Below are 19,031 nucleotides of genomic sequence, written 5' to 3'. Positions count from 1 at the left end.
CTCCCCCTCTGGCCGGCCGCGGCCGTACTGCTCGGCCTGCTGCCCGCGTTCGTCGCCCCTGATCCCAAGGAGCTGTCGTGATCCGCTTCGAGGACGTCTCCGTGACCTACGACGGGGCCGCCGAGCCCACCGTCCGGGGCATCGACTTCGAGGTCCCGGAAGGCGAGCTCGTCCTGCTGGCGGGCCCGTCCGGCGTCGGCAAGTCCACCGTCCTGGGCGCGGTCAGCGGACTCGTCCCGCACTTCACCGGCGGCACCCTGCGCGGCCGGGTCACGGTCGCCGGGCGCGACACCCGCACCCACAAGCCGCGCGAACTGGCCGATGTCGTGGGGACGGTCGGCCAGGATCCGCTGTCCCACTTCGTCACGGACACCGTCGAGGACGAACTCGCCTACGGCATGGAGTCGCTGGGCCTCGCCCCGGACGTGATGCGCCGCCGCGTCGAGGAAACGCTCGACCTGCTGGGCCTGGCCGGTCTGCGCGACCGGCCGATCGCCACGCTCTCCGGCGGCCAGCAGCAGCGCGTGGCGATCGGCTCGGTCCTCACCCCGCACCCGGGCGTCCTCGTCCTGGACGAGCCGACCTCCGCGCTGGACCCGGCGGCGGCCGAGGAGGTGCTGGCCGTCCTCCAGCGGCTGGTCCACGACCTGGGCACGACGGTCCTCATGGCCGAACACCGCCTGGAACGCGTCATCCAGTACGCCGACCAGGTCGTCCTGCTTCCGGCCCCGGGCGCACCCCCCGTCCTGGGCGACCCGGCCGAGGTGATGGCCGTGTCCCCGGTGTACCCGCCGGTGGTGGCCCTGGGCCGCCTTACGGGCTGGACCCCTCTGCCCCTGACGGTCCGCGACGCCCGGCGCAGGGCGGGGGATCTGCGCGCACGACTCGGGGTACGCGAGGGCATCGGACCTCAGGGGCGCGGGGCTGTGATCGATATGCGGCTGCCGCCGCGCGGGCGCGACAAGCCACGGACAACCCGCACCCGCGAGCGGCCGGCACGGACCGGCCCCATAGGCGAAGTACGAGCCCTCTCCGTACTCCGCGGCCGCGTCCAGGCCCTGAGCGACATCGACCTGACCATCACCCCCGGCGAGACCATCGCCCTCATGGGCCGCAACGGCGCCGGAAAGTCCACCCTGCTCAACGCCCTGGTCGGCCTCGTCAAGCCCAGCTCCGGAACCGTCCGCCTCGGTGAGGCCACCCCTCACCGCACCGCACCGAGGGACCTCGTCCGCAAGGTCGGCCTGGTCCCCCAGGAGCCGCGCGACCTGCTCTACGCCGACACCGTCGCCGCCGAGTGCGCGGCGGCGGACCAGGACGCGGGCGCGGACCCCGGCACCTGCCGCGCCCTGGTCACCGAGCTGCTGCCCGGCGTCTTGGACGACACCCACCCCCGGGACCTCTCCGAGGGGCAGCGGCTAGCGCTCGCGCTGGCCGTCGTGCTGACCGCCCGGCCCCCGCTGCTCCTGCTGGACGAGCCGACCCGGGGCCTGGACTACGCGGCGAAGGCCCGGCTGGTCACGGTGCTGCACGCGCTGGCCGCCGAGGGGCACGCCATCGTCCTGGCCACGCACGACGTGGAGCTCGCTGCCGAGATCGCCCACCGGGTGGTGCTGCTGGCCGAGGGCGAGGTGATCGCGGACGGCCCCACGGCCGATGTCGTGGTCTCCTCGCCGTCCTTCGCCCCGCAGGTCACCAAGATCCTCGCGCCCCAGCACTGGCTCACGGTCTCGCAGGTCCGCGAGGCCCTGCGCCCCGAGGCCGGCTGATGGGCACCTCGGCCACGATCCAGCGACAGGCCCGGGCCGTCCGTCTCGGCCCCCGCTCCCTCGCCGCCCTGGCGCTGGTCAGCGCGGTGGGCGTCGCCGGCTTCGGCTGGCCCTTCCTCGCCCCGCCCGGCTCGCGGATCGGCGCGCACGCGCAGGACGCGCCCTGGCTCTTCGCGGGCCTGCTGGTGCTGCTGGTGGCGGTCGTGGCGGCCGCGATCTCGGAGTCGGGTCTGGGCCCGAAGGCGGTCGCGATGCTCGGCGTGCTGGCCGCCACGGGGGCGGCCCTGCGGCCGATCGGCGCCGGTACCGCCGGGATCGAGCCGATGTTCTTCCTGATGGTACTGAGCGGCCGGGTGCTCGGCCCGGGCTTCGGGTTCGTCCTCGGCTCGGTGACGATGTTCGCGTCCGCGCTGCTCACGGGCGGGGTCGGGCCGTGGCTGCCCTTCCAGATGCTGGCGATGGGCTGGTTCGCGATGGGCGCGGGCCTGCTGCCGGGCCCGGACCGGCTGCGCGGCCGGGCCGAACTCGGGATGCTCGCCTGTTACGGCTTCGTGGCCGCGTTCGCCTACGGCACGGTGATGAACATGGCGGGCTGGCCCTTCATGAGCGCCCTCGCCTCGAACGTGGCCTTCGATCCGCACGCGGCGGTCGCCGCGAACCTGGCCCGTTTCGTCGCGTACTGCGTCGCGACGTCGCTCGGCTGGGACCTGGGGCGGGCCGTCGTCACGGTCGTCCTGACGCTCGCCCTCGGCCCGGTGGTCCTCAGGGCGCTGCGCCGGGCGACGCGCCGGGCGGCCTTCGAGACGCCGGTCACGTTCGAGGCGCCCCGGCAGTGAGGCCCCCCACATGACCCGCGTCACGTACGAAGCGTGTTCGTAGGCGTCCGGTCCCGGTCAGACGCCCGGTGCCGCGCCGGACATGCGGCCCGGCCTAGTAAGACAGGGCTTTGCCGGTACGGGCGGGGCCCTGTTTCCCTGGACGACCAGGCGACGGCCCCCTGATCCCCGGGGCCGTCGCCTGCGCCATGTCCGGACCGGTACGTCAGCCCGTGCTCACCGGCAGCTCCTTCACTCCGTGCTCACCGGCAGCTCCTTCACTCCGTTGATCCACGCCGAGCGCAGCCGGCGCGGGTCCCCGACCAGCTTCAGCCCGGGCATGGCGTCGGCGATCGCGTTGAAGATGAGGTTGATCTCCAGCACCGCGAGGGACTTGCCCAGGCAGTAGTGCGGACCGCCGCCGCCGAAACCGAGGTGCGGGTTGGGGTCGCGGGTGACGTCGAAGGTGTCCGGGTCGTCGAAGACCTCGGGGTCGTGGTTGGCCGAGGCGTAGAACAGGCCCAGCCGGTCGCCCGCGCGGATGCGCTTGCCGCCGAGTTCGGTGTCCTGGGTGGCCGTGCGCTGGAAGGCGGCGACCGGGGTCGCCCAGCGCACGATCTCCTCCGCCGCCGTCTCGGGGCGGTCGCTCTTGTACAGCTCCCACTGGTCGGGGTGGGTGAGGAAGGCGTGCATGCCGTGGGTGATGGCGTTGCGGGTGGTCTCGTTGCCCGCGACGGCCAGCATCAGCACGAAGAAGCCGAACTCGTCGGAGCTGAGGTTGCCCTCGTCCTCCGCCGCGACGAGCTGCGTGACGATGTCGTGGGCCGGGCACTGTTTGCGCTCGGCGGCCATGTTCATCGCGTAGGCGATGATCTCCGTCGCCGACTCGGCGCTGACCTCCTCGGTGATGGCGTACTCGGGATCGTCGTACGCGATCATCTTGTTGGACCAGTCGAAGATCTTGTCCCGGTCCTCCTGCGGGACGCCCATCAGCTCGGCGATCGCCTGGAGGGGCAGCTCGCAGGCGACCTGGGTGACGAAGTCGAACGGCCCGGAGTGCGCGCGGGCGTTTTCGACGATGGAGTGGGCCCGGTCGCGCAGCCGCCCCTCCAGCGCCCGGATCGCCCGGGGCGTGAACCCGCGCTGCACGATCTGCCGTACCCGGGTGTGCTCCGGCGGGTCCATGTTCAGCAGGATCAGCCGCTGCGCGTCGATGGAGTCGCGCTCGATGTGCTCGTTGAAGCGGATGATCGCCGTGTTGAGGGACGACGAGAACAACTCCGGGTGCGTGGAGACGTACTTGACGTCGGCGTGCCGGGTGACGGCCCAGTAGCCCTCGTCCTGGAAGCCGGCGAGTCCGGCCCGCTGCGCCACCCAGCAGACCGGTTCGGCCCTGCGCAGCTCGGCGAACTCCGGCAGGGGCACGCGGTGGTGCAGCAGGTCGGGGTCGGTGAAGTCGAACCCGTCGGGCAGCGCGGGACAGGGCATGGGCGGCTCCCACCACTCGTACCGACTCTGAGGTCTGACGGCCCATCAGCTGTGCGGAGTTGCGGTGACGGTAGTAACGGGTTCTACAAGTAGCAAGAGGCACGGCCCCGCCAATTGCCCGCACGACTATTGCGGTCACCGAGCGGCCCTCAGCACACTACTCACAGAACTAGAACGCGTACTAGTTCCGCTGAGCCTCCCGGAGAGGACCCGCACCCATGGCTGCCGAACCCGTGATCGTCGAAGCCGTACGCACCCCCATCGGCAAGCGCGGCGGCGCGCTCGCCAATCTGCATCCCGCCTACCTCCTCGGCGAGACCTACCGTGAACTCCTCGGCCGCACCGGCATCCCCGCCGACTGCGTCGAGCAGATCGTCGGCGGTACCGTCACGCACGCCGGCGAGCAGTCCATGAACCCCGCGCGCACGGCCTGGCTGACCATGGGGCTCCCGTACGAGACGGCAGCGACGACCGTCGACGCGCAGTGCGGATCGTCCCAGCAGGCCTCGCACATGGTGGCCAACATGGTCGCGGCGGGCGTGATCGACGTCGGCATCTCGTGCGGGGTGGAGTCGATGTCGCGGGTGCCGCTGGGGTCGGGTTCGAAGCACGGGCCGGGCAAGCCGTTCCCCGACGAGTGGAACGTGGACCTGCCCAACCAGTTCGAGGCGGCCGAGCGCATCGCCCGCCACCGGAGCCTGACCCGCGAGGACGTCGACGCGCTCGGACTCGCCTCGCAGGAGCGGGCCGCGCTCGCCTGGGCGGAGGAACGCTTCAAACGGGAGACGTTCGCGGTTCAGGTCCCCACGACCGAGGAGGAGCAGCACGCCGGGCAGGGCATGTGGCGCCTGGTCGACCGGGACGAGGGCCTGCGCGACACGTCGGCGGAGGCGCTGGCCGCCCTGAAGCCGATCATGCCGACGGCGGTGCACACGGCCGGCAACTCGTCGCAGATCTCCGACGGGGCGTCAGCGGTCATGTGGGCGTCGAAGCGGATGACGCGGGCACTGAAGTTGCGCCCCCGGGCCCGGATCGTGGCCCAGGCACTGGTGGGGTCCGACCCCCACTTCCACCTCGACGGCCCGATCGACGCGACGAACGCCGTGCTGGGCAAAGCCGGGATGTCGTTGAAGGACATCGACCTGGTGGAGATCAACGAGGCGTTCGCGTCCGTGGTGCTGAGCTGGGCGCGGGTCTTCGACCAGGACCTGTCCAAGGTCAACGTCAACGGCGGCGCGATCGCGCTCGGGCACCCGGTGGGAGCGACCGGGGCCCGGCTCATCACGACGGCACTTCACGAACTGGAGCGCGCGGACAAGGAGTTCGCGCTGATCACCATGTGCGCGGGAGGCGGTTTGGCGACCGGCACCATCATTCAGCGGTTGTAGTCGTCGTCCAGTTGATGAAGCTGGTGAAGGCGGCGGGATCGAGGGTGAGCATCGGTCCCGCCGGGGTCTTGCTGTCGCGTATGGCGATGGCGCAGGGCGCTTCGGCGATCTCTACGCAGTTGCCGCCCTGGTCGCCGCTGTACGTCGACTTACGCCAGCCCGGGGACCCGATCGACGCGCATTCGACGCACTCGCCGCCTTGATCGCCGCTGTAGCTGGACTTACGCCACTGAGTCCCCGCCGGAAGCGCGTTGCTCGCCATAGCGTTCCTCCATCACTCGCCGGATCAACTCCGCCGAATCTCTGAGGGAGAGCGCGGCGGCCTGCAGATGATCGTAACGGAGCGAGCAGTCCTTGACGGTGTCCGGATTCGCGGTCGGATGCCCGCTGCCGTAGCCCTCGGTGTAGACGATGGCCGTGTCGCTCGCGAACCGGAAGAGGGTGAACGAGCCTTGCATTCCTGCATGCGCACCGGCAGAGAACGGCAAGATCTGGATGTTGACCGCGGGGATGCGCTCGAAGGCCAACAGATGACCCAGTTGCCCCCGCATGGTCTCCCGACTGCCCACCTCCTGGTACAGGACGGATTCGCTGATGACCATCCAGAGGACCGTGGCCTGCCCCTTCTCCAGGATGCGCTGCCGAGCCAACCGGACGGCAGTGCGGTCTTCCAGGTCGGTGTCGTCCAGCACCCCGAGTACTGCACGTGCGTACTGAGGGGTCTGCAGAAGGCCGTGGATGGCATGAGTCTGGAAGGTGCTGATCTCGGTCGCCCGCCCCTCCAGCTCCGCCACCTGCTGGAACCACGCCGGAAGCCGGCTCCACAACACCAGCTCGACGAGCCGGGAGAACATCCCGTCCGTCCCCAGCGCCGCATCCGCCCGTTCGCTGAACTCCGGCGTCGGAAGCTTCCGAGCCGTCTCGATCTGACCCACCAGGGAGCCGGTGTAGTTGAGGATGTCCCCCAACTGCCGCTGCGTCAGCCCGGCGGCCTCCCTGTGCCGCCGCAGCTCGAAGCCGTAGTAGTCCAGCGGCGAGGCACCCGGATCAAGGGCGTTGATGTGGGTCACGGCAGAAGCCCCTCTCACGCAACCCGGTCCACAACGGAACCGGTTGTATCCGTCCTGTAGCCGAGGGTAGTCACCGCACGTCAGCCTCGTCTCGTGAACGAATACATTCCCGCCCAGTACGCGATGCGCTTCACCGTCGGCTCGCACGCCCCCCGGCACGTCCGCCGTATCGTCCGCTCCTTCCTCGAAGAGTGGCGCATGCCCGAGCTGTCGGACGCGGTGGAGCTGGGTGTGACGGAGCTGCTCGCGAACGTCGTACGGCACGTCCCGGACCGCCGCTGCGCACTGCTGTTGCTGCGGCAGCCCACGGGCGTACGGGTGGAGGTCACGGACGGCAGCGACGAACTGCCGTGCACGCCGGACGGGTTGGACACCGAGGCCGAGGGCGGCCGGGGGCTGCTCCTGCTCGACGCGATGGCCGACAAGTGGGGCGTGTCGCTGTGGTCCGGGGGTGCGGGAAGACCGTGTGGTTCGAATGCGGGGCCGACTCCTTCCGTGAACGACAGGCCGCTTCGATGTCTTGACCTTTCCCCCCTCTGGCCGAATGGAATCGGAGGATTCGGTTTCAGCCCCCCGCTGGCCGGTTGGTGTCTTCTGAAGGCACTTCCCGCATGCAACCGTTCATGATCCGTCCGGGCGGCGTCGGACGGCCGTGAACCCCGGGGGCCCGTCCGATGCCGGGCCCGCGAGGGCGAAGAGGAAGGTGCCGGAATGCTGGGAGTGGAGAACCTTCTCACCTATGCTCTGGGCGCTGCGCTGATCATCGTTCTGCCGGGGCCGAGTTCCCTGTTCACGCTGTCGGTCGCGGCACGGCTGGGAGTCAGGGCCGGATATCGCGCCGCGGCAGGGGTGTTCCTGGGCGAGAGCCTGCTCATGATGGCAACAGCGGCCGGTCTCGCTTCGCTGCTCCAGACCAACGAGCTGCTGTTCGCCATCGTGAAGTACGCCGGGGCCGGCTATCTGACCTGGATCGCCGTGGGCATGCTGCGGGCGGCATGGGCGATGTCGCGACGCCGCGACGAGAAGAGCGGGGAGGACGCGTCGGCCCGGGAGCCGTCGACGGGCGGGCGGTTGTTCCGGCGCTCGTTGGTGATCACCATCCTGAACCCGAAGGCGATCTTGTTCTTCATCTCGTTCTTCGTACAGTTCGTCGACCCCGGCTACGCCTACCCGGGGTTGTCCTTCGGCTTGCTCGCACTCGTCTACCAACTCATCAGCGTCGCGTACGTGTCGGCGCTGATCCTCGGCGGCACCTATCTCGCCGCGCAGTTCCGCCGACGCCGAAAGCTGACGGCAGGCTTGACGACGGGGGCGGGAGCGGTGTTTCTCGGTTTCGCGGCGAAGCTGGCCACGACAAGCAACTGAGGACCGAGGCCGAGAACGGCCGCGGGCTGCTCCTGCTCGACGCGATGGCCGACAAGTGGGGCATGTCGCTGTGGTCCGGGGGCGGAGACCGTGTGGTTCGAACGCGGGGCCCGCTAACAGAAGGGAGCGCCCGGCGCGTTGGCCCAGAAGGAGAGGAACGACCAGGTCTGCGCTCCGATGCGGCCGTCCACGACGATGCCGGCACACTGCTGGAAGGCCCTGGTCGCGGACTGCGTGACTCGGCCGAAGTCCCCGTCCTCGTCGAGGCCCGCGCCGATCGCCTGGTTGAGGTAGCACTGGGCTTGCCGGACCGCCGCTCCGGACGATCCCACGCCAAGGGACGGCCGGCTGTCGGTGATGTCGCAGATGTCATGCGGCCCCTGGGTCACGAGGACTGTTGGACGATTCAACTTCTCTACGACCTGGGCTTGTTTGACCTCGTCAGTCGCCGAAGCCGCAGCCGGTGCTCCCGCGAGGGAGATAGGGAGAGCCAGCGCCGCTACGGCGATGAGCACACGTCGCATGCCGTTCACCTCCTGAGAGGGTGCCTTGCTCTCATCGTGCGCGGCCCTCATCCGGGCTGCATCTCGGGCAGGTTGCACCGTCAACCAGTCACCCGCGTACGGTCTTTCGGGTCAGCACGTGGTTGCCGCTCGGCCGCCGCGGTGGTGACCGCCCGGGGGCCGGACAGCAGGTACGTGAGTGCGAACCCCGCCGCCACCACCGCCGCTCCCCCGGCCGCGTCCAGCACCCAGTGGTTCGCCGTCGCGACGATCGACAGCGCGGTGAGCAGCGGATGCAGCAGGCCCAGCGCCTTCATCCACCACCGTGACGCCAGGACGGCGATCATGACACCGCACCACAGCGCCCAGCCGAAGTGCAGGGACGGCATGGCTGCGTACTGGTTGGTGAGGGCCGTGAGCGTGCCGTAGTCGGGCTGGGTGAAGTCCTGTGTGCCGTGCACGGTGTCGATGAAGCCGAGCGTCGGCATCAGCCGGGGCGGGGCCAGGGGGTAGAGCCAGAAACCGACGAGGGCGAGCAGGGTGGCGAAGCCGAGGGTGGAGCGGGCCCAGCGGTAGTCGCCGGGGCGACGCCAGTAGAGGACCGCGAGGACCGCCAGCGGCACGACGAAGTGGAACGACGTGTAGTAGTGGTCCGCGAAGTCCCGCAGCCAGTCGATTCCGACGACGGTGTGGTTGACCCAGTGCTCGATGTCGAGCCGCAGGGTGCGCTCCAGTTCGTAGATCTGCATGCCGTGCTCCTCGGCCTCGGCGCGCCCGGCCGAGCTGCCGCCGGTGGCGGCGAGGCGGACCTGGGAGTAGGCGGCGTAGGTGACGCGGAGGAGGAGCAGCTCCAGGAGGAGGTTGGGGCGGGTGAGGACGCGGCGCAGAGGCGGCAGCAGCGGCAGGTGCCGGAAGCGGGCCGGGACCGCGGGGGCGTGGGCGGCCGGCAGCGGCGATCGCCAGGCCGGCGAGGTGCGGGACAGGAACGGCACGGCGGTGGCGGCGGCGAGCGCGGTCAGCAAGATGACGTTGTCCCGCACGGGGCTCAGGGACGCCATGTTCGGCAGGATCATTTTGGCCGGCAGGGTCATGACCAGGACGACGGTGACCGGCCACACGTACCGGTCCGAGGCGCGTCTGCCGGCCCGGCCGACGACGGCGAGCAGCACCCACAGCAGCTGGTGCTGCCAGGCCGTCGGTGAGACGACGATCGCGGCGCAGCCGGTGATCGCGACGGCGAGCAGCAGTTGACCGTCGCGGAAGCAGCGCACGGCCCTGCGCAGGGCCAGGACGGCGACGGCCGCGCCGAGCGTCAGGAAGAGCGCGATCTCCGGGGGGCCGTCCAGGCCGAGCCGGAGCAGGGCGCCGTGCAGGGACTGGTTGGCGAGGTCGTCGGCCGGGCCGCCGAGGCCGACGCCGGCCATGTGGTGGACCCAGTAGCGGTGGGAGTCGTGGGGCATCGCCGCCCAGGCGAGGCCGGTGCAGGCGGCGAAGGTGACGCCGGTGGTGAGCGCCGCGCGTCTGCGGCCGGTGCACCACAGCAGGGGCGTGAACAGCAGCAGGGTGGGCTGGAGCGCCGCCGCTACGCCGATGAGCAGACCGCTGGTGCGCTGGCCGCGGGCGGTGAAGCAGCCGAGCAGGACGAGAAGGACCGGGATGATGCTGGTCTGGCCGAGCCACAGGGTGTTGCGGACGGGCAGGGACAGCATCAGCAGACTGACGGCGACGGGCGCGGCCAGCTGTGCGGTGCGGCGGCCGACCGGCTGAGGCAGGGCGCGGGCGGCGATCAGGCCCAGGGCGACGACGAGCAGCAGCGTGCCGAAGGTCCAGCCCCAGCCGAGGGCCTGTTCGGCCGAGCGGGTGAGCGGCTTGAGGGCGAGGCCGCCGAAGGGGGTGCCGGTGAAGCGGGTCGAGTCGTAGAGCGAGCCGTTCACGTGCAGGACGCCGTTCGGCCCGACCCAGGTCTCCAGATCGGTCAGCCGCTCACCGCGCGGGGTGGCGAGGACCACGGCCACCTGCCGGACGGCGAGGAGGGCGGCGACCAGCCACAGCCCGAGGCGGGCGGCGCGCAGGCGTGGGTGAGCCCCACCGGTGGCCGTAGCTCCGAAGCCTTCCGGCGGTTGTCCGCCGTGATCCGCATGCGCCACGTCTCGTCGGCCTCTCGCACCAGTTCATCCCGCATGTCCTGAATGCGGGAATTCCTCCTGCGAACCCTATGAGGAATGCGCGGTTCCGGAGAAGAGGACGCGGGCGGCGGCGACCGTGCGCGAGCGGACTGAGCACAGCACGACTCGTGGACGCGATATGGATCACATGAAGATCGGTAGGCAGTCGCCTTCCGTCGGGCCGAAACACCAGCACAGCCGCGATTTACGTGCAGTGTGCAACGAAAGACGTACCGCCCGTAAGCGGAGCAAATCCGCCTATCGTCGCTCTTTCGGCCCGTACGACAGCGCCGCCGCGCGGGACCGCGTCCCTGTCCCCGTCGAAAGGTAGGCGAGCGAGTCTTGTCGACTGCCTCAGTCGTCGCCCCCGCGTCCCTCGTGAAGACCCGCACGGCGAAGACCCCCGACCCCACCGTCACCGACCCCGCGCTCGTCAGGCGCGCCGTGAAGGCGGCCGCCCTGGGCAACGCGATGGAGTGGTTCGACTTCGGCGTCTACAGCTACATCGCGGTCACGCTGGGCAAGGTCTTCTTCCCCTCCGGCAACCCCACCGCCCAGCTGCTGTCCACGTTCGGCGCCTTCGCCGCGGCCTTCCTGGTCCGCCCGCTCGGCGGCATGATCTTCGGCCCGCTCGGCGACCGCGTCGGCCGCCAGAAGGTCCTCGCCCTCACCATGATCATGATGGCGGCCGGTACCTTCGCGATCGGCCTGATCCCGTCGTACGCGACGATCGGTGTCGGCGCGCCGGTCCTGCTCCTGGTGGCCCGCCTCGTACAGGGCTTCTCCACCGGCGGCGAGTACGCGGGCGCCTCCACGTTCATCGCCGAGTACGCCCCCGACGAGCGGCGCGGCTTCCTCGGCAGCTGGCTGGAGTTCGGCACGCTCGCCGGCTACATCGCCGGCGCGGGCCTGGTCACGATCATGACCGCCCTGCTCTCCACCGACGACCTGACCTCCTGGGGCTGGCGCATCCCGTTCCTGATCGCGGGCCCGATGGGCATCATCGGCCTCTACCTGCGGCTGCGCCTGGAGGAGACCCCGGCGTTCGCGGCCGAGGCGGAGAAGGCCGAGAACGACCGCCCGAAGACCCCGCTGCGCGAGATGGTCGCCGGCCAGTGGCGCGCGCTGGTGCTCTGCGTCGGCCTGGTGCTGGTCTTCAACGTCACCGACTACATGCTCCTGTCGTACATGCCGAGCTACCTGACCGGCCAGCTCCACTACGACGAGACACACGGTCTGCTGGTCGTCCTCGCCGTGATGGCCGTGATGATGATCGTCCAGCCGTTCGCCGGCGCCCTCACCGACCGGGTCGGCCGCCGCCCGGTGATCGCCGCCGGCTGCGCGGGCTTCCTGCTGCTGTCGGTCCCGGCCCTGCTGCTGATCCGCGAGGGCAGCCTGCTCGCGGTCGCGCTCGGCATGGGCGCGCTCGGCATGCTGCTGGTCTGCTTCACGGCGTCGATGCCCTCGGCGCTGCCGGCGCTGTTCCCGACGAAGGTCCGCTACGGCTCGTTGTCGATCGGCTTCAACGTCTCGGTGTCCCTGTTCGGCGGCACCACTCCACTGGTGGTCACGGCCCTGATCGGCGCCACCGGGAACATGATGATGCCCGCGTACTACATGATGGCCGCGGCCGTGATCGGCGGATTCGCGGTGTGGCGCATGGCGGAGTCGGCGGGGCGTCCGCTGCCCGGCTCGGCGCCCTCCGTGGCGGGTCGACACGCCGAGTGAGATCCCGCTGACAGCGACCCGCGCACCAACTATCTTCGTCAACGCCAGTAGTTAGGGATGCTAACTATGCTGACGAAAGGTAGAGGTGCATGAGCGAGTCGCACGTCTGGGACGAGGTCGACGCCTACTTCACCGCCCACCTCGCCCCGGACGACGAAGCCCTGGCGGCCGCCCTGCGCGACAGCGACGCCGCCGGGCTTCCGCACATCAACGTCGCGGGCAACCAGGGCAAGCTCCTCCAGCTCCTCGCCCAGATCCAGGGCGCCCGTCACATCCTGGAGATCGGCACGCTCGGCGGCTACAGCACCATCTGGCTGGGCCGCGCCCTGCCGGCCGACGGACGCCTGGTCTCCCTGGAGTACGACCCCCTGCACGCCGATGTCGCCGTCCGCAACATCGCCCGCGCCGGCCTGGACAAGCTGGTCGAGGTGCGGGTCGGCCCGGCCCTGGAGTCGCTGCCCAAGCTGGCCGACGAGAACCCGCCCCCGTTCGACCTGGTGTTCATCGACGCCGACAAGGCCAACAACCCGCACTACGTGGAGTGGGCGATCAGGCTCACCCGCACGGGCAGCCTGATCGTCCTCGACAACGTCGTCCGGGGCGGCCGGGTCGTCGACGCCGCAAGCACCGCCCCGGACGTCACGGGCACCCGCACCGCGATCGAGCTGATCGCCGGCCATCCGAGGCTGAGCGGCACCGCGATCCAGACGGTGGGGATGAAGGGCTACGACGGGTTCGCGCTGGCCCGCGTGCTGGCGTGAGGCCCCGCCGGCACAGACCGAGCGGGCTCACCGTCGCAGTACTGCGGCCTCACCGTCGCCGTGCGTGCGCCCTCACCGTCACACCTCGTGGTAGAAGCCGACGTTGACGCTGCGTGGGGCGGTGCGGTCCTGGATGATGATCTCGCCGCTGCCGCCCCTGGGCAGCGGGACGGTGCCGCCGTAGGCGAGCGGCTGGGCGTACTCCCCCGTCGTCAGCCGCACTTCGGAGGACGGGTCGGGCTGGGAGCCGCGCAGCCACGTGACCTGCCAGGTCCCCTCCGGTCCGCACAGGAACTCCAGGTGGACACGGGAGACGAACAGCCAGTCGTCCGGTGTGCTCAGCCGGCACACGGACTTGTCGCGGCCCACCCGCAGCACCGCACCCGGCTCGCTGGGCGCGTCGGCCATGAGCATGCCGGCCGTGGCGCCCGCCTCCGCCTCCGCGACGGTGGCCATGGTGAGTTCGAGCACGTGCGCTCCTCCTGAGATGTCCCGGCGGGCCAGACAGGTTCTTGGCCCGCCGCATGATAAAACGCCCGGCCACACGGTGTCCGGCACAATGGATTCATGACCGAGCGAAAGCCACCAGGCGTCGACTTCGAGTCCTGGGTCGACAAACAGATCCGTAACGCGGAGGCGCGCGGGGAGTTCGACCGGCTGCCGGGCGCGGGCGCACCGCTCCCGGCCGACGTCGAGAGCACCTACGACGAACTGTGGTGGGTCAAGCGGAAGATGGCCCGCGAGGGCTTCTCCGTCCTCCCGCCGACGCTGGCCCTGCGCAAGGAAGCGGAGGACGCGCTGGAGGCGGCGCTCGCGGCCCCCTCGGAGCGGATCGTCCGGAAGATCATCGACGAGGTCAACGTCAAGGTCCGCGACATGATGTTCAAGCCGCCGCCCGGCCCCCCGCTGGGAAAGAAGCCGTACGACGTCGAGGACGTCGTACGGCAGTGGCGGGAACGCCGGGCGGACCGGTGATCCAGGGATTCCTCCGGCTCACACGTCCGGAGGAATCCCCGCTGCTCACACGTGCAGCAGCCGTTCGGCCAGCTCGCGGTAGTCCTTCAGGGCCAGCCGGAGCTGCTCGGTGTCGGCCGACGACACGGACCTGCTCTCGCCGCCCTCGACGGACTGCCAGGAGTGTCGCAGGGTGCGGCGGCGCTGCGTCACGGCCTCGGTGAAGCGGGCCGCGATCTCCTCCAGCACGTGGTCGGCCTCCTCTACGGCGGCCCGGGGCCCGTCGACGAACCCGGCGACGGCGTGCTGCAACTGCGAGCCGAGCTTGTCCGACTCGTCGTGGGCGAGGAGGTGGGCTCGGTCCTTGGCGGGACCGGCCTTGGCGGGACCGGCCTTGCCGGGGCCGGTGCCGTGGTCCCCGCGGAGGGTGTCAATGGCGTCCCGGTCCGTGCCGTGACGGTCCGTGCCGGGGAGGCCGGTGCCGGGCACATCGGTGCCGTGCGCCGCGGCGCGGTCGGCGTCGGTGGCGGGCGGGACGCCGTGGCCGGTGTCGGTGCCGTGCTCGCCGCCGCGGTCCGTAGGGAGGTCACGGGCTGCGCCGCGGTCAGTAGGGAGGTCACGGGCTGCGCCGCGGTTCGTTTCCAGGCCCCGGGCCGTCTCGCGACGGTCGGTGCCCGATGCGGCCGGGCGGTGGCCGGTGCCCGGGGCGCTCTCGCCGCGGGCATCCGGCGACTGGTCGCCGGGCGGTCGGGTCATGTCGGTCATTGCCTCAACTCTCCTTCGCCTGACGTCGATTCATCGCCCACGGCAGGTGTCCGCCGCGGGCGTGGGCCTTGCGGCCGCCGTTCGCAGCGGCGTGCTCGCGGCCGTTGTCGTGCCGTCCGCCGGTGTGGCCGCCGCCGTCGTGGCGGGCCGGCTTCACCAGCTCCTCGAACAGGGCGCGGGCCGCCACCATGGCCTCACGCATGTCTTCCGTACCCTGACCGCCGTCGCGGGCGTCCTCCGCGCGCAGATGCGCGGCGCGGTGGACCCGCCGGTAGCCGTCCACGTGGTGGGCGTGGTGCACGGACAGCGCGGACAGCTGTTCCTCGTACTGCCCGCCGTCCGGGAAGCCCCGGGCCCCGGCGAGCTCGGCGAGCAGCCGGTCCGCCTCGGCGACGGCGTCGCGCGGTGAGTCGACGAACCGCTCCTGGGCGGCCGTCCAGCGCGCCTCGTACTGCTCGCGCTGCGCCGGCTCCAGCGGCCGCTCGCGCAGTTCGCCGTGGCGCTGCACGCGCTCGGTCAGTTCCCGCTCGGCCGCTTTGGCGTCACCGTCGTGCCGGGCCACGGCCCGGTCGTACTCGGGTCCGAAGCGCCGCTTCAGGCTCGGGCCCCGCCGAGGCCCGCGGGCGCGCAGGGTCATGACGGCCGCGATGATGACGACCGCCGCGATCACGATCAGAGCAATGATCAGGCCAGTGGACATGAGTGCCTTCCGGGTTCTCGGCCCAACCGGCTCTCCTCGCGAGCCGGTTCGCCCGTCGGGTTGCCCCAAACCCGGTGTCCAAACGGCGCCCGGGCGCAACCGGGGCGCGAACACATGGCCGGGACTATTCGGTTGCGTGACCGGTGGGGCGCCTGTGCACCATGCGGTTTCATGACCTGGACCGTGACTCCGGAACCGTACGACTCCCCCGCCGCCGCCGCTCTGTGGCGGGCCTACTACACCGAGGTCAGCGACCGTTGGTACCTGCTGCACGAGGGGCGCCGGACCGACCCGGCCGAGCTGGAGCGGGAGATCGCCGCCCAGCCCGGTGCCGATCTCGCCCCGCCGGACGGGCTGTTGCTCGTCGCCCGGTACGGCGGTGAGCCGGCCGGCAGCGCGGGCGTACGGCTGGTGGACGGCACGACGGCCGAGCTCAAGCGGGTGTTCCTGCGCGAGCCGATGCGCGGCAGAGGGGGTGCCCCGCTGCTGGTCGGGGCCGCCGAGGGCGCCGCCCGTGCGCTCGGCGCGACCCGGATGATCCTCGACACCCGCAGCGATCTCGTCGAGGCCCGCGGCCTCTACGCCCGCCTCGGCTACCGGGAGACCGGACGCCACAACGACGATCCGTACGCGGAGCACTGGTTCAGCAAGGACCTGGCCTGAACTCAGCCCTTCTCCTTCGTGGAAGGCGTGCGGTACGGCCGCTCACGCCGGGACCCGCACAGTTCGCCGTTGAGCTCGCGCACGAGCTGTTCCAGTTCGGTCGGCCGGTCCGGCCCCCACCAGTCGCCGAGCAGCTCGGCGAAGGACTCCTCGCGGGCCTCGGCCAGCCGGTCGGCGACCTCGCGTCCCTGCTCGGTCAGGACCATGTCGACGCCCCGGCGCACGGCGAGACGGCGCACCTCGGCCTGTCGGGCGGCCTCCATGATCACGGTCAGGGGCACGGGCATGGTGTCGGCCAGCACGCCGGGCTCAACGGAGCCGTAGCGCCGCATCCGCAGCAGCAGCCAGCTCGTCGCGGGCAGCAGGTCGTAACCCGCCCGGGCGGTGATGTGCCGGTAGATCTCCCGGCGGCCCGCACGGGTGCCGAGCACCGACAGCGCGCGGCACACCTCGTCGTACGAGGACCGCTCGACGGGGTTGCTGGCCAGGGTCTCGGTGACGTCCGGCGCGGTGACCGAGCCGCGCAGCCGGTCCTCCTTCAGGAACCAGGCCAGCACGAAGCCGAGGAGCGCGACGGGGGCGGCGTACAGGAAGACGTCGGTGATGGAGACGGCGTAGGCGTGCAGGGCCGGCGGGCGCAGGCCGGGCGGCAGGGCGGCGATGCCCCGCGGGTCGGCCTCCAGCGCCTCCACCGAGACTCCGGGCGGCAGCCGGACACCGCGGAAGGCGTCGGTGAGCTGTTCGCCGAGGCGGCCGGCGAAGACAGTGCCGAAGACGGCGACGCCGAACGAGGCGCCGATGGAGCGGAAGAAGGTCGCGCCGGAGGTGGCGACGCCGAGGTCCTCGTAGGGGACGGCGTTCTGCACGATGAGCACGAGGACCTGCATCACCAGGCCGAGACCGAGCCCGAAGACGAAGAAGAAGCCGCTCAACTCGACGGTGGAGCTGTGCTCGTCGAGCCGGTGGAGCAGGAGCAGCCCGAGCGTGGTGATGCCGGTGCCGGCGATCGGGAACACCTTCCAGCGGCCGGTGCGGCTGACGATCTGCCCGGAGCCGGTCGAGGCGAGCAGCAGGCCCAGCACCATCGGAAGCATGTGCACACCGGACATGGTCGGGCTGATGCCCTGTACGACCTGGAGGAAGGTCGGCAGGTAGGTCATGGCGCCGAACATGGCGAACCCGACGACGAAACTGATCACGGCGGCGAGCGTGAAGGTCCGTACGCGGAACAGCTTGAGCGGCAGGACGGGTTCGGCGGCCCGCCGCTCGACTGCGACGAAGGCGACGGCGAGGACGACGCCCAGGACCGCGAGGCCGACGATCTGCCAGGAACCCCATGCCCACGTCGTCCCGCCGAGCGAGGCGACCAGGACCAGGCAGGTGGCGACGGCGGCGATGAGGAAGGTGCCCAGGTAGTCGATGACGTGCCGCTGCGCCGTGCGGGGGATGTGCAGGACGGCCGCGATCACGGCGAGCGCCACGATGCCGACGGGCAGGTTGACGTAGAACACCCAGCGCCAGCTCAGGTGCTGGGTGAACAGCCCGCCGAGCAGCGGCCCGAGCACGCTGGTCGCGCCGAAGACGGCACCGAACAGGCCCTGGTAGCGGCCGCGTTCACGAGGCGACACCAGATCGCCGACGATCGCCATCGACAGCACGATCAGTCCGCCGCCGCCGAGCCCCTGCAGGGCCCGGAACGCGATCAGCTGAGCCATGTCCTGAGCGGCGCCGCACAGCGCGGACCCGACCAGGAAGATCACGATCGCCGTCTGGAACAGCCGTTTGCGCCCGTACTGGTCGCCGAGTTTGCCCCACAGGGGGGTCGCGGCGGTCGCGGCCAGCAGATACGCCGTGACCACCCAGGAGAGATGATCCAGACCGCCGAGATCGCTGACGATCGTGGGCAGCGCGGTCGACACGATGGTCTGGTCGAGGGCCGCGAGCAGCATGCCGAGGAGCAGGGCTCCGATGGAGACCAGGACGTTCCCGGACACCTGCTCCTGCGAGGCCGCGCCCTCGGGCGTCAGCGTGGTGGCGTTGCCGTCCCCGGCCATGCGACCTCCCGAGTCTCCTGTGACTTTTTCCATCGTGACCGCTGTGACCTGTTATAGCCCGCTGGGCCCTTTTGGAAGCTGTGCTTCCGGGGGCTCCTCGTCCGCACTGTGGAGAAGATCTGGATAATCTCTGGAGTTCGCGAGGGGAGGGAGGAACGCGTGGAACCGCCGAACGGCCACCCGTGCCCGGAGTGCGGCGCACCCAGACAGCGGGACAACACCCCCGCCTGCGGCTGCACCGACCGGGCCGCCGAGGCTCTCCGCGACGCCCGCACCGCCCAGGCGGCGGCAGCGGAGGACTTCGACCCGCTGCGGATCCGCCCGTACGTGGAGATCGCCCAGGGGACGCCTTCCGCGCCGGGGACGTCGTCCGTGCCGGGGATACCTTCCGTGCCGGGGACGCCCTCCACGCCTGAGGCGCAGCAGGACCAGCGGCGTCCGCCGGGGTACGACACCCCACGCTCCGACCACGACGGGCGGGCCACGCCCCCGCGGCCGGGCCTCTCGCACACCGACGGAGCAAGGCGCTCACCCGAGGACGCCCGGCCTCCGGCGACGCCGACCGACCCGCCCCCGAGCCACACGCACACCCGCAGGCCCACGCGGTCCCCCGAGGACGCCCGGCCCACGTCGGCGCCGACCGACCCGGCCGAGGTCACGCCGCCCCCCGCCCACGCGGACAGGGACGGGACCCCAGGGGCCGGAGACGTCCTCCACGACACCGGGACCGTTCACGCGGCACGGCCCGATGGCTCCCGGCCGGTGGCCGACGGCGCGCCCGGTCGGGACGCGGCGGCCGTCGACCGCCCCGCGCTCCCGCACGCCGAGGCCTCAACCCCCAGG

General features: G+C 71.2%; 19 protein-coding genes. 10 read left to right on the top strand and 9 right to left on the bottom strand.

Annotated elements, in window-relative coordinates; all coding sequences use genetic code 11:
- Positions 1–77 precede the first annotated feature (77 nt).
- Both C1J00_RS19300 and C1J00_RS19295 read left to right on the top strand, forming a co-directional pair.
- Complete coding sequence (locus C1J00_RS19300; protein ID WP_102910317.1) at positions 78–1,769, top strand: ABC transporter ATP-binding protein; 1,692 nt, start codon at positions 78–80, stop codon at positions 1,767–1,769.
- The gene (locus tag C1J00_RS19295; protein ID WP_102910316.1) at positions 1,769–2,605 is read left to right on the top strand and encodes an ECF transporter S component; all 837 of its coding nucleotides are present in this window, start codon (positions 1,769–1,771) and stop codon (positions 2,603–2,605) included. Before C1J00_RS19300 ends, C1J00_RS19295 begins: the two co-directional genes overlap by 1 nt.
- A 231-nt stretch (positions 2,606–2,836) precedes the next feature.
- Here the strand turns inward: C1J00_RS19295 and C1J00_RS19290 are convergent, their stop codons facing one another.
- Positions 2,837–4,072 carry a cytochrome P450 gene (locus C1J00_RS19290; protein ID WP_102910315.1) on the bottom strand — a complete coding sequence of 412 codons (1,236 nt, stop codon included), beginning with the start codon at positions 4,070–4,072 and terminating at the stop codon, positions 2,837–2,839.
- Positions 4,073–4,290: 218 nt separating this feature from the next.
- On the opposite strand from C1J00_RS19290, the gene C1J00_RS19285 reads away from it, so the two are divergent.
- Positions 4,291–5,460, top strand: coding sequence for a steroid 3-ketoacyl-CoA thiolase (locus C1J00_RS19285; RefSeq protein ID WP_102910314.1), 1,170 nt, complete (start codon positions 4,291–4,293; stop codon positions 5,458–5,460).
- Here C1J00_RS19285 and C1J00_RS19280 read toward each other — a convergent pair.
- Both C1J00_RS19280 and C1J00_RS19275 read right to left on the bottom strand, forming a co-directional pair.
- Positions 5,444–5,722: a DUF397 domain-containing protein gene (locus tag C1J00_RS19280; RefSeq protein WP_102910313.1), complete on the bottom strand. Its 279-nt coding sequence runs from the start codon at positions 5,720–5,722 to the stop codon at positions 5,444–5,446. The genes C1J00_RS19285 and C1J00_RS19280 overlap by 17 nt on opposite strands.
- The gene (locus C1J00_RS19275) at positions 5,682–6,530 is read right to left on the bottom strand and encodes a helix-turn-helix domain-containing protein (protein ID WP_102910312.1); all 849 of its coding nucleotides are present in this window, start codon (positions 6,528–6,530) and stop codon (positions 5,682–5,684) included. The genes C1J00_RS19280 and C1J00_RS19275 overlap by 41 nt, the downstream gene beginning before the upstream one ends.
- Positions 6,531–6,623: 93 nt before the next feature.
- Here C1J00_RS19275 and C1J00_RS19270 point away from each other — a divergent pair, with 93 nt between their 5' ends.
- Positions 6,624–7,157 (top strand): ATP-binding protein, encoded by a 534-nt coding sequence (locus C1J00_RS19270; RefSeq protein ID WP_342751727.1) that lies wholly within the window; start codon positions 6,624–6,626, stop codon positions 7,155–7,157.
- A gap of 84 nt (positions 7,158–7,241) precedes the next feature.
- The gene (leuE, locus tag C1J00_RS19265; protein ID WP_102910311.1) at positions 7,242–7,895 is read left to right on the top strand and encodes a leucine efflux protein LeuE; all 654 of its coding nucleotides are present in this window, start codon (positions 7,242–7,244) and stop codon (positions 7,893–7,895) included.
- Positions 7,896–8,008: 113 nt separating this feature from the next.
- Here the strand turns inward: leuE and C1J00_RS45325 are convergent, their stop codons facing one another.
- Both C1J00_RS45325 and C1J00_RS19255 read right to left on the bottom strand, forming a co-directional pair.
- Positions 8,009–8,284 carry a peptidoglycan-binding domain-containing protein gene (locus C1J00_RS45325; RefSeq protein ID WP_180989606.1) on the bottom strand — a complete coding sequence of 92 codons (276 nt, stop codon included), beginning with the start codon at positions 8,282–8,284 and terminating at the stop codon, positions 8,009–8,011.
- A gap of 215 nt (positions 8,285–8,499) precedes the next feature.
- Positions 8,500–10,545 carry a bifunctional glycosyltransferase 87/phosphatase PAP2 family protein gene (locus tag C1J00_RS19255; RefSeq protein WP_102910309.1) on the bottom strand — a complete coding sequence of 682 codons (2,046 nt, stop codon included), beginning with the start codon at positions 10,543–10,545 and terminating at the stop codon, positions 8,500–8,502.
- Positions 10,546–10,905: 360 nt separating this feature from the next.
- Between C1J00_RS19255 and proP the strand changes: the two genes are divergently transcribed.
- Entirely contained in the window at positions 10,906–12,291 is a 1,386-nt protein-coding gene (gene proP / locus C1J00_RS19250; protein ID WP_102910308.1) for a glycine betaine/L-proline transporter ProP, read from the top strand.
- Between the two features lie 89 nt (positions 12,292–12,380).
- Positions 12,381–13,052 (top strand): O-methyltransferase, encoded by a 672-nt coding sequence (locus tag C1J00_RS19245; protein ID WP_102910307.1) that lies wholly within the window; start codon positions 12,381–12,383, stop codon positions 13,050–13,052.
- Positions 13,053–13,130: 78 nt separating this feature from the next.
- On the opposite strand, the gene C1J00_RS19240 is transcribed toward C1J00_RS19245, so the two are convergent.
- Positions 13,131–13,523 carry an FHA domain-containing protein gene (locus C1J00_RS19240; protein ID WP_102910306.1) on the bottom strand — a complete coding sequence of 131 codons (393 nt, stop codon included), beginning with the start codon at positions 13,521–13,523 and terminating at the stop codon, positions 13,131–13,133.
- Between the two features lie 96 nt (positions 13,524–13,619).
- Between C1J00_RS19240 and C1J00_RS19235 the strand changes: the two genes are divergently transcribed.
- Positions 13,620–14,027 carry a DnaJ family domain-containing protein gene (locus C1J00_RS19235; protein ID WP_102910305.1) on the top strand — a complete coding sequence of 136 codons (408 nt, stop codon included), beginning with the start codon at positions 13,620–13,622 and terminating at the stop codon, positions 14,025–14,027.
- A 45-nt stretch (positions 14,028–14,072) separates the two neighbouring features.
- Here the strand turns inward: C1J00_RS19235 and C1J00_RS19230 are convergent, their stop codons facing one another.
- On the bottom strand, positions 14,073–14,771 hold the full coding sequence (locus tag C1J00_RS19230) for a hypothetical protein (protein ID WP_102910304.1): 699 nt from the start codon (positions 14,769–14,771) through the stop codon (positions 14,073–14,075).
- 4 nt (positions 14,772–14,775) lie between these two features.
- Complete coding sequence (locus tag C1J00_RS19225) at positions 14,776–15,471, bottom strand: hypothetical protein (RefSeq protein WP_102910303.1); 696 nt, start codon at positions 15,469–15,471, stop codon at positions 14,776–14,778.
- Positions 15,472–15,642: 171 nt separating this feature from the next.
- Here C1J00_RS19225 and C1J00_RS19220 point away from each other — a divergent pair, with 171 nt between their 5' ends.
- The gene (locus C1J00_RS19220; RefSeq protein WP_102910302.1) at positions 15,643–16,134 is read left to right on the top strand and encodes a GNAT family N-acetyltransferase; all 492 of its coding nucleotides are present in this window, start codon (positions 15,643–15,645) and stop codon (positions 16,132–16,134) included.
- 2 nt (positions 16,135–16,136) lie between these two features.
- On the opposite strand, the gene C1J00_RS19215 is transcribed toward C1J00_RS19220, so the two are convergent.
- Positions 16,137–18,188: an MDR family MFS transporter gene (locus tag C1J00_RS19215; RefSeq protein WP_102910301.1), complete on the bottom strand. Its 2,052-nt coding sequence runs from the start codon at positions 18,186–18,188 to the stop codon at positions 16,137–16,139.
- Positions 18,189–18,347: 159 nt separating this feature from the next.
- Here C1J00_RS19215 and C1J00_RS46860 point away from each other — a divergent pair.
- Positions 18,348–19,031 (top strand): hypothetical protein (locus tag C1J00_RS46860; protein ID WP_245936405.1); only part of this gene is annotated, 684 nt, incomplete at its 3' end.

The organism is Streptomyces cahuitamycinicus, from assembly GCF_002891435.1.
In the GTDB taxonomy this organism is placed as follows: Bacteria; Actinomycetota; Actinomycetes; order Streptomycetales; family Streptomycetaceae; genus Streptomyces; species Streptomyces cahuitamycinicus.
Note: the sequence above shows the minus strand (reverse complement) of the source record. Positions and strands in the feature narration are given on the sequence as shown.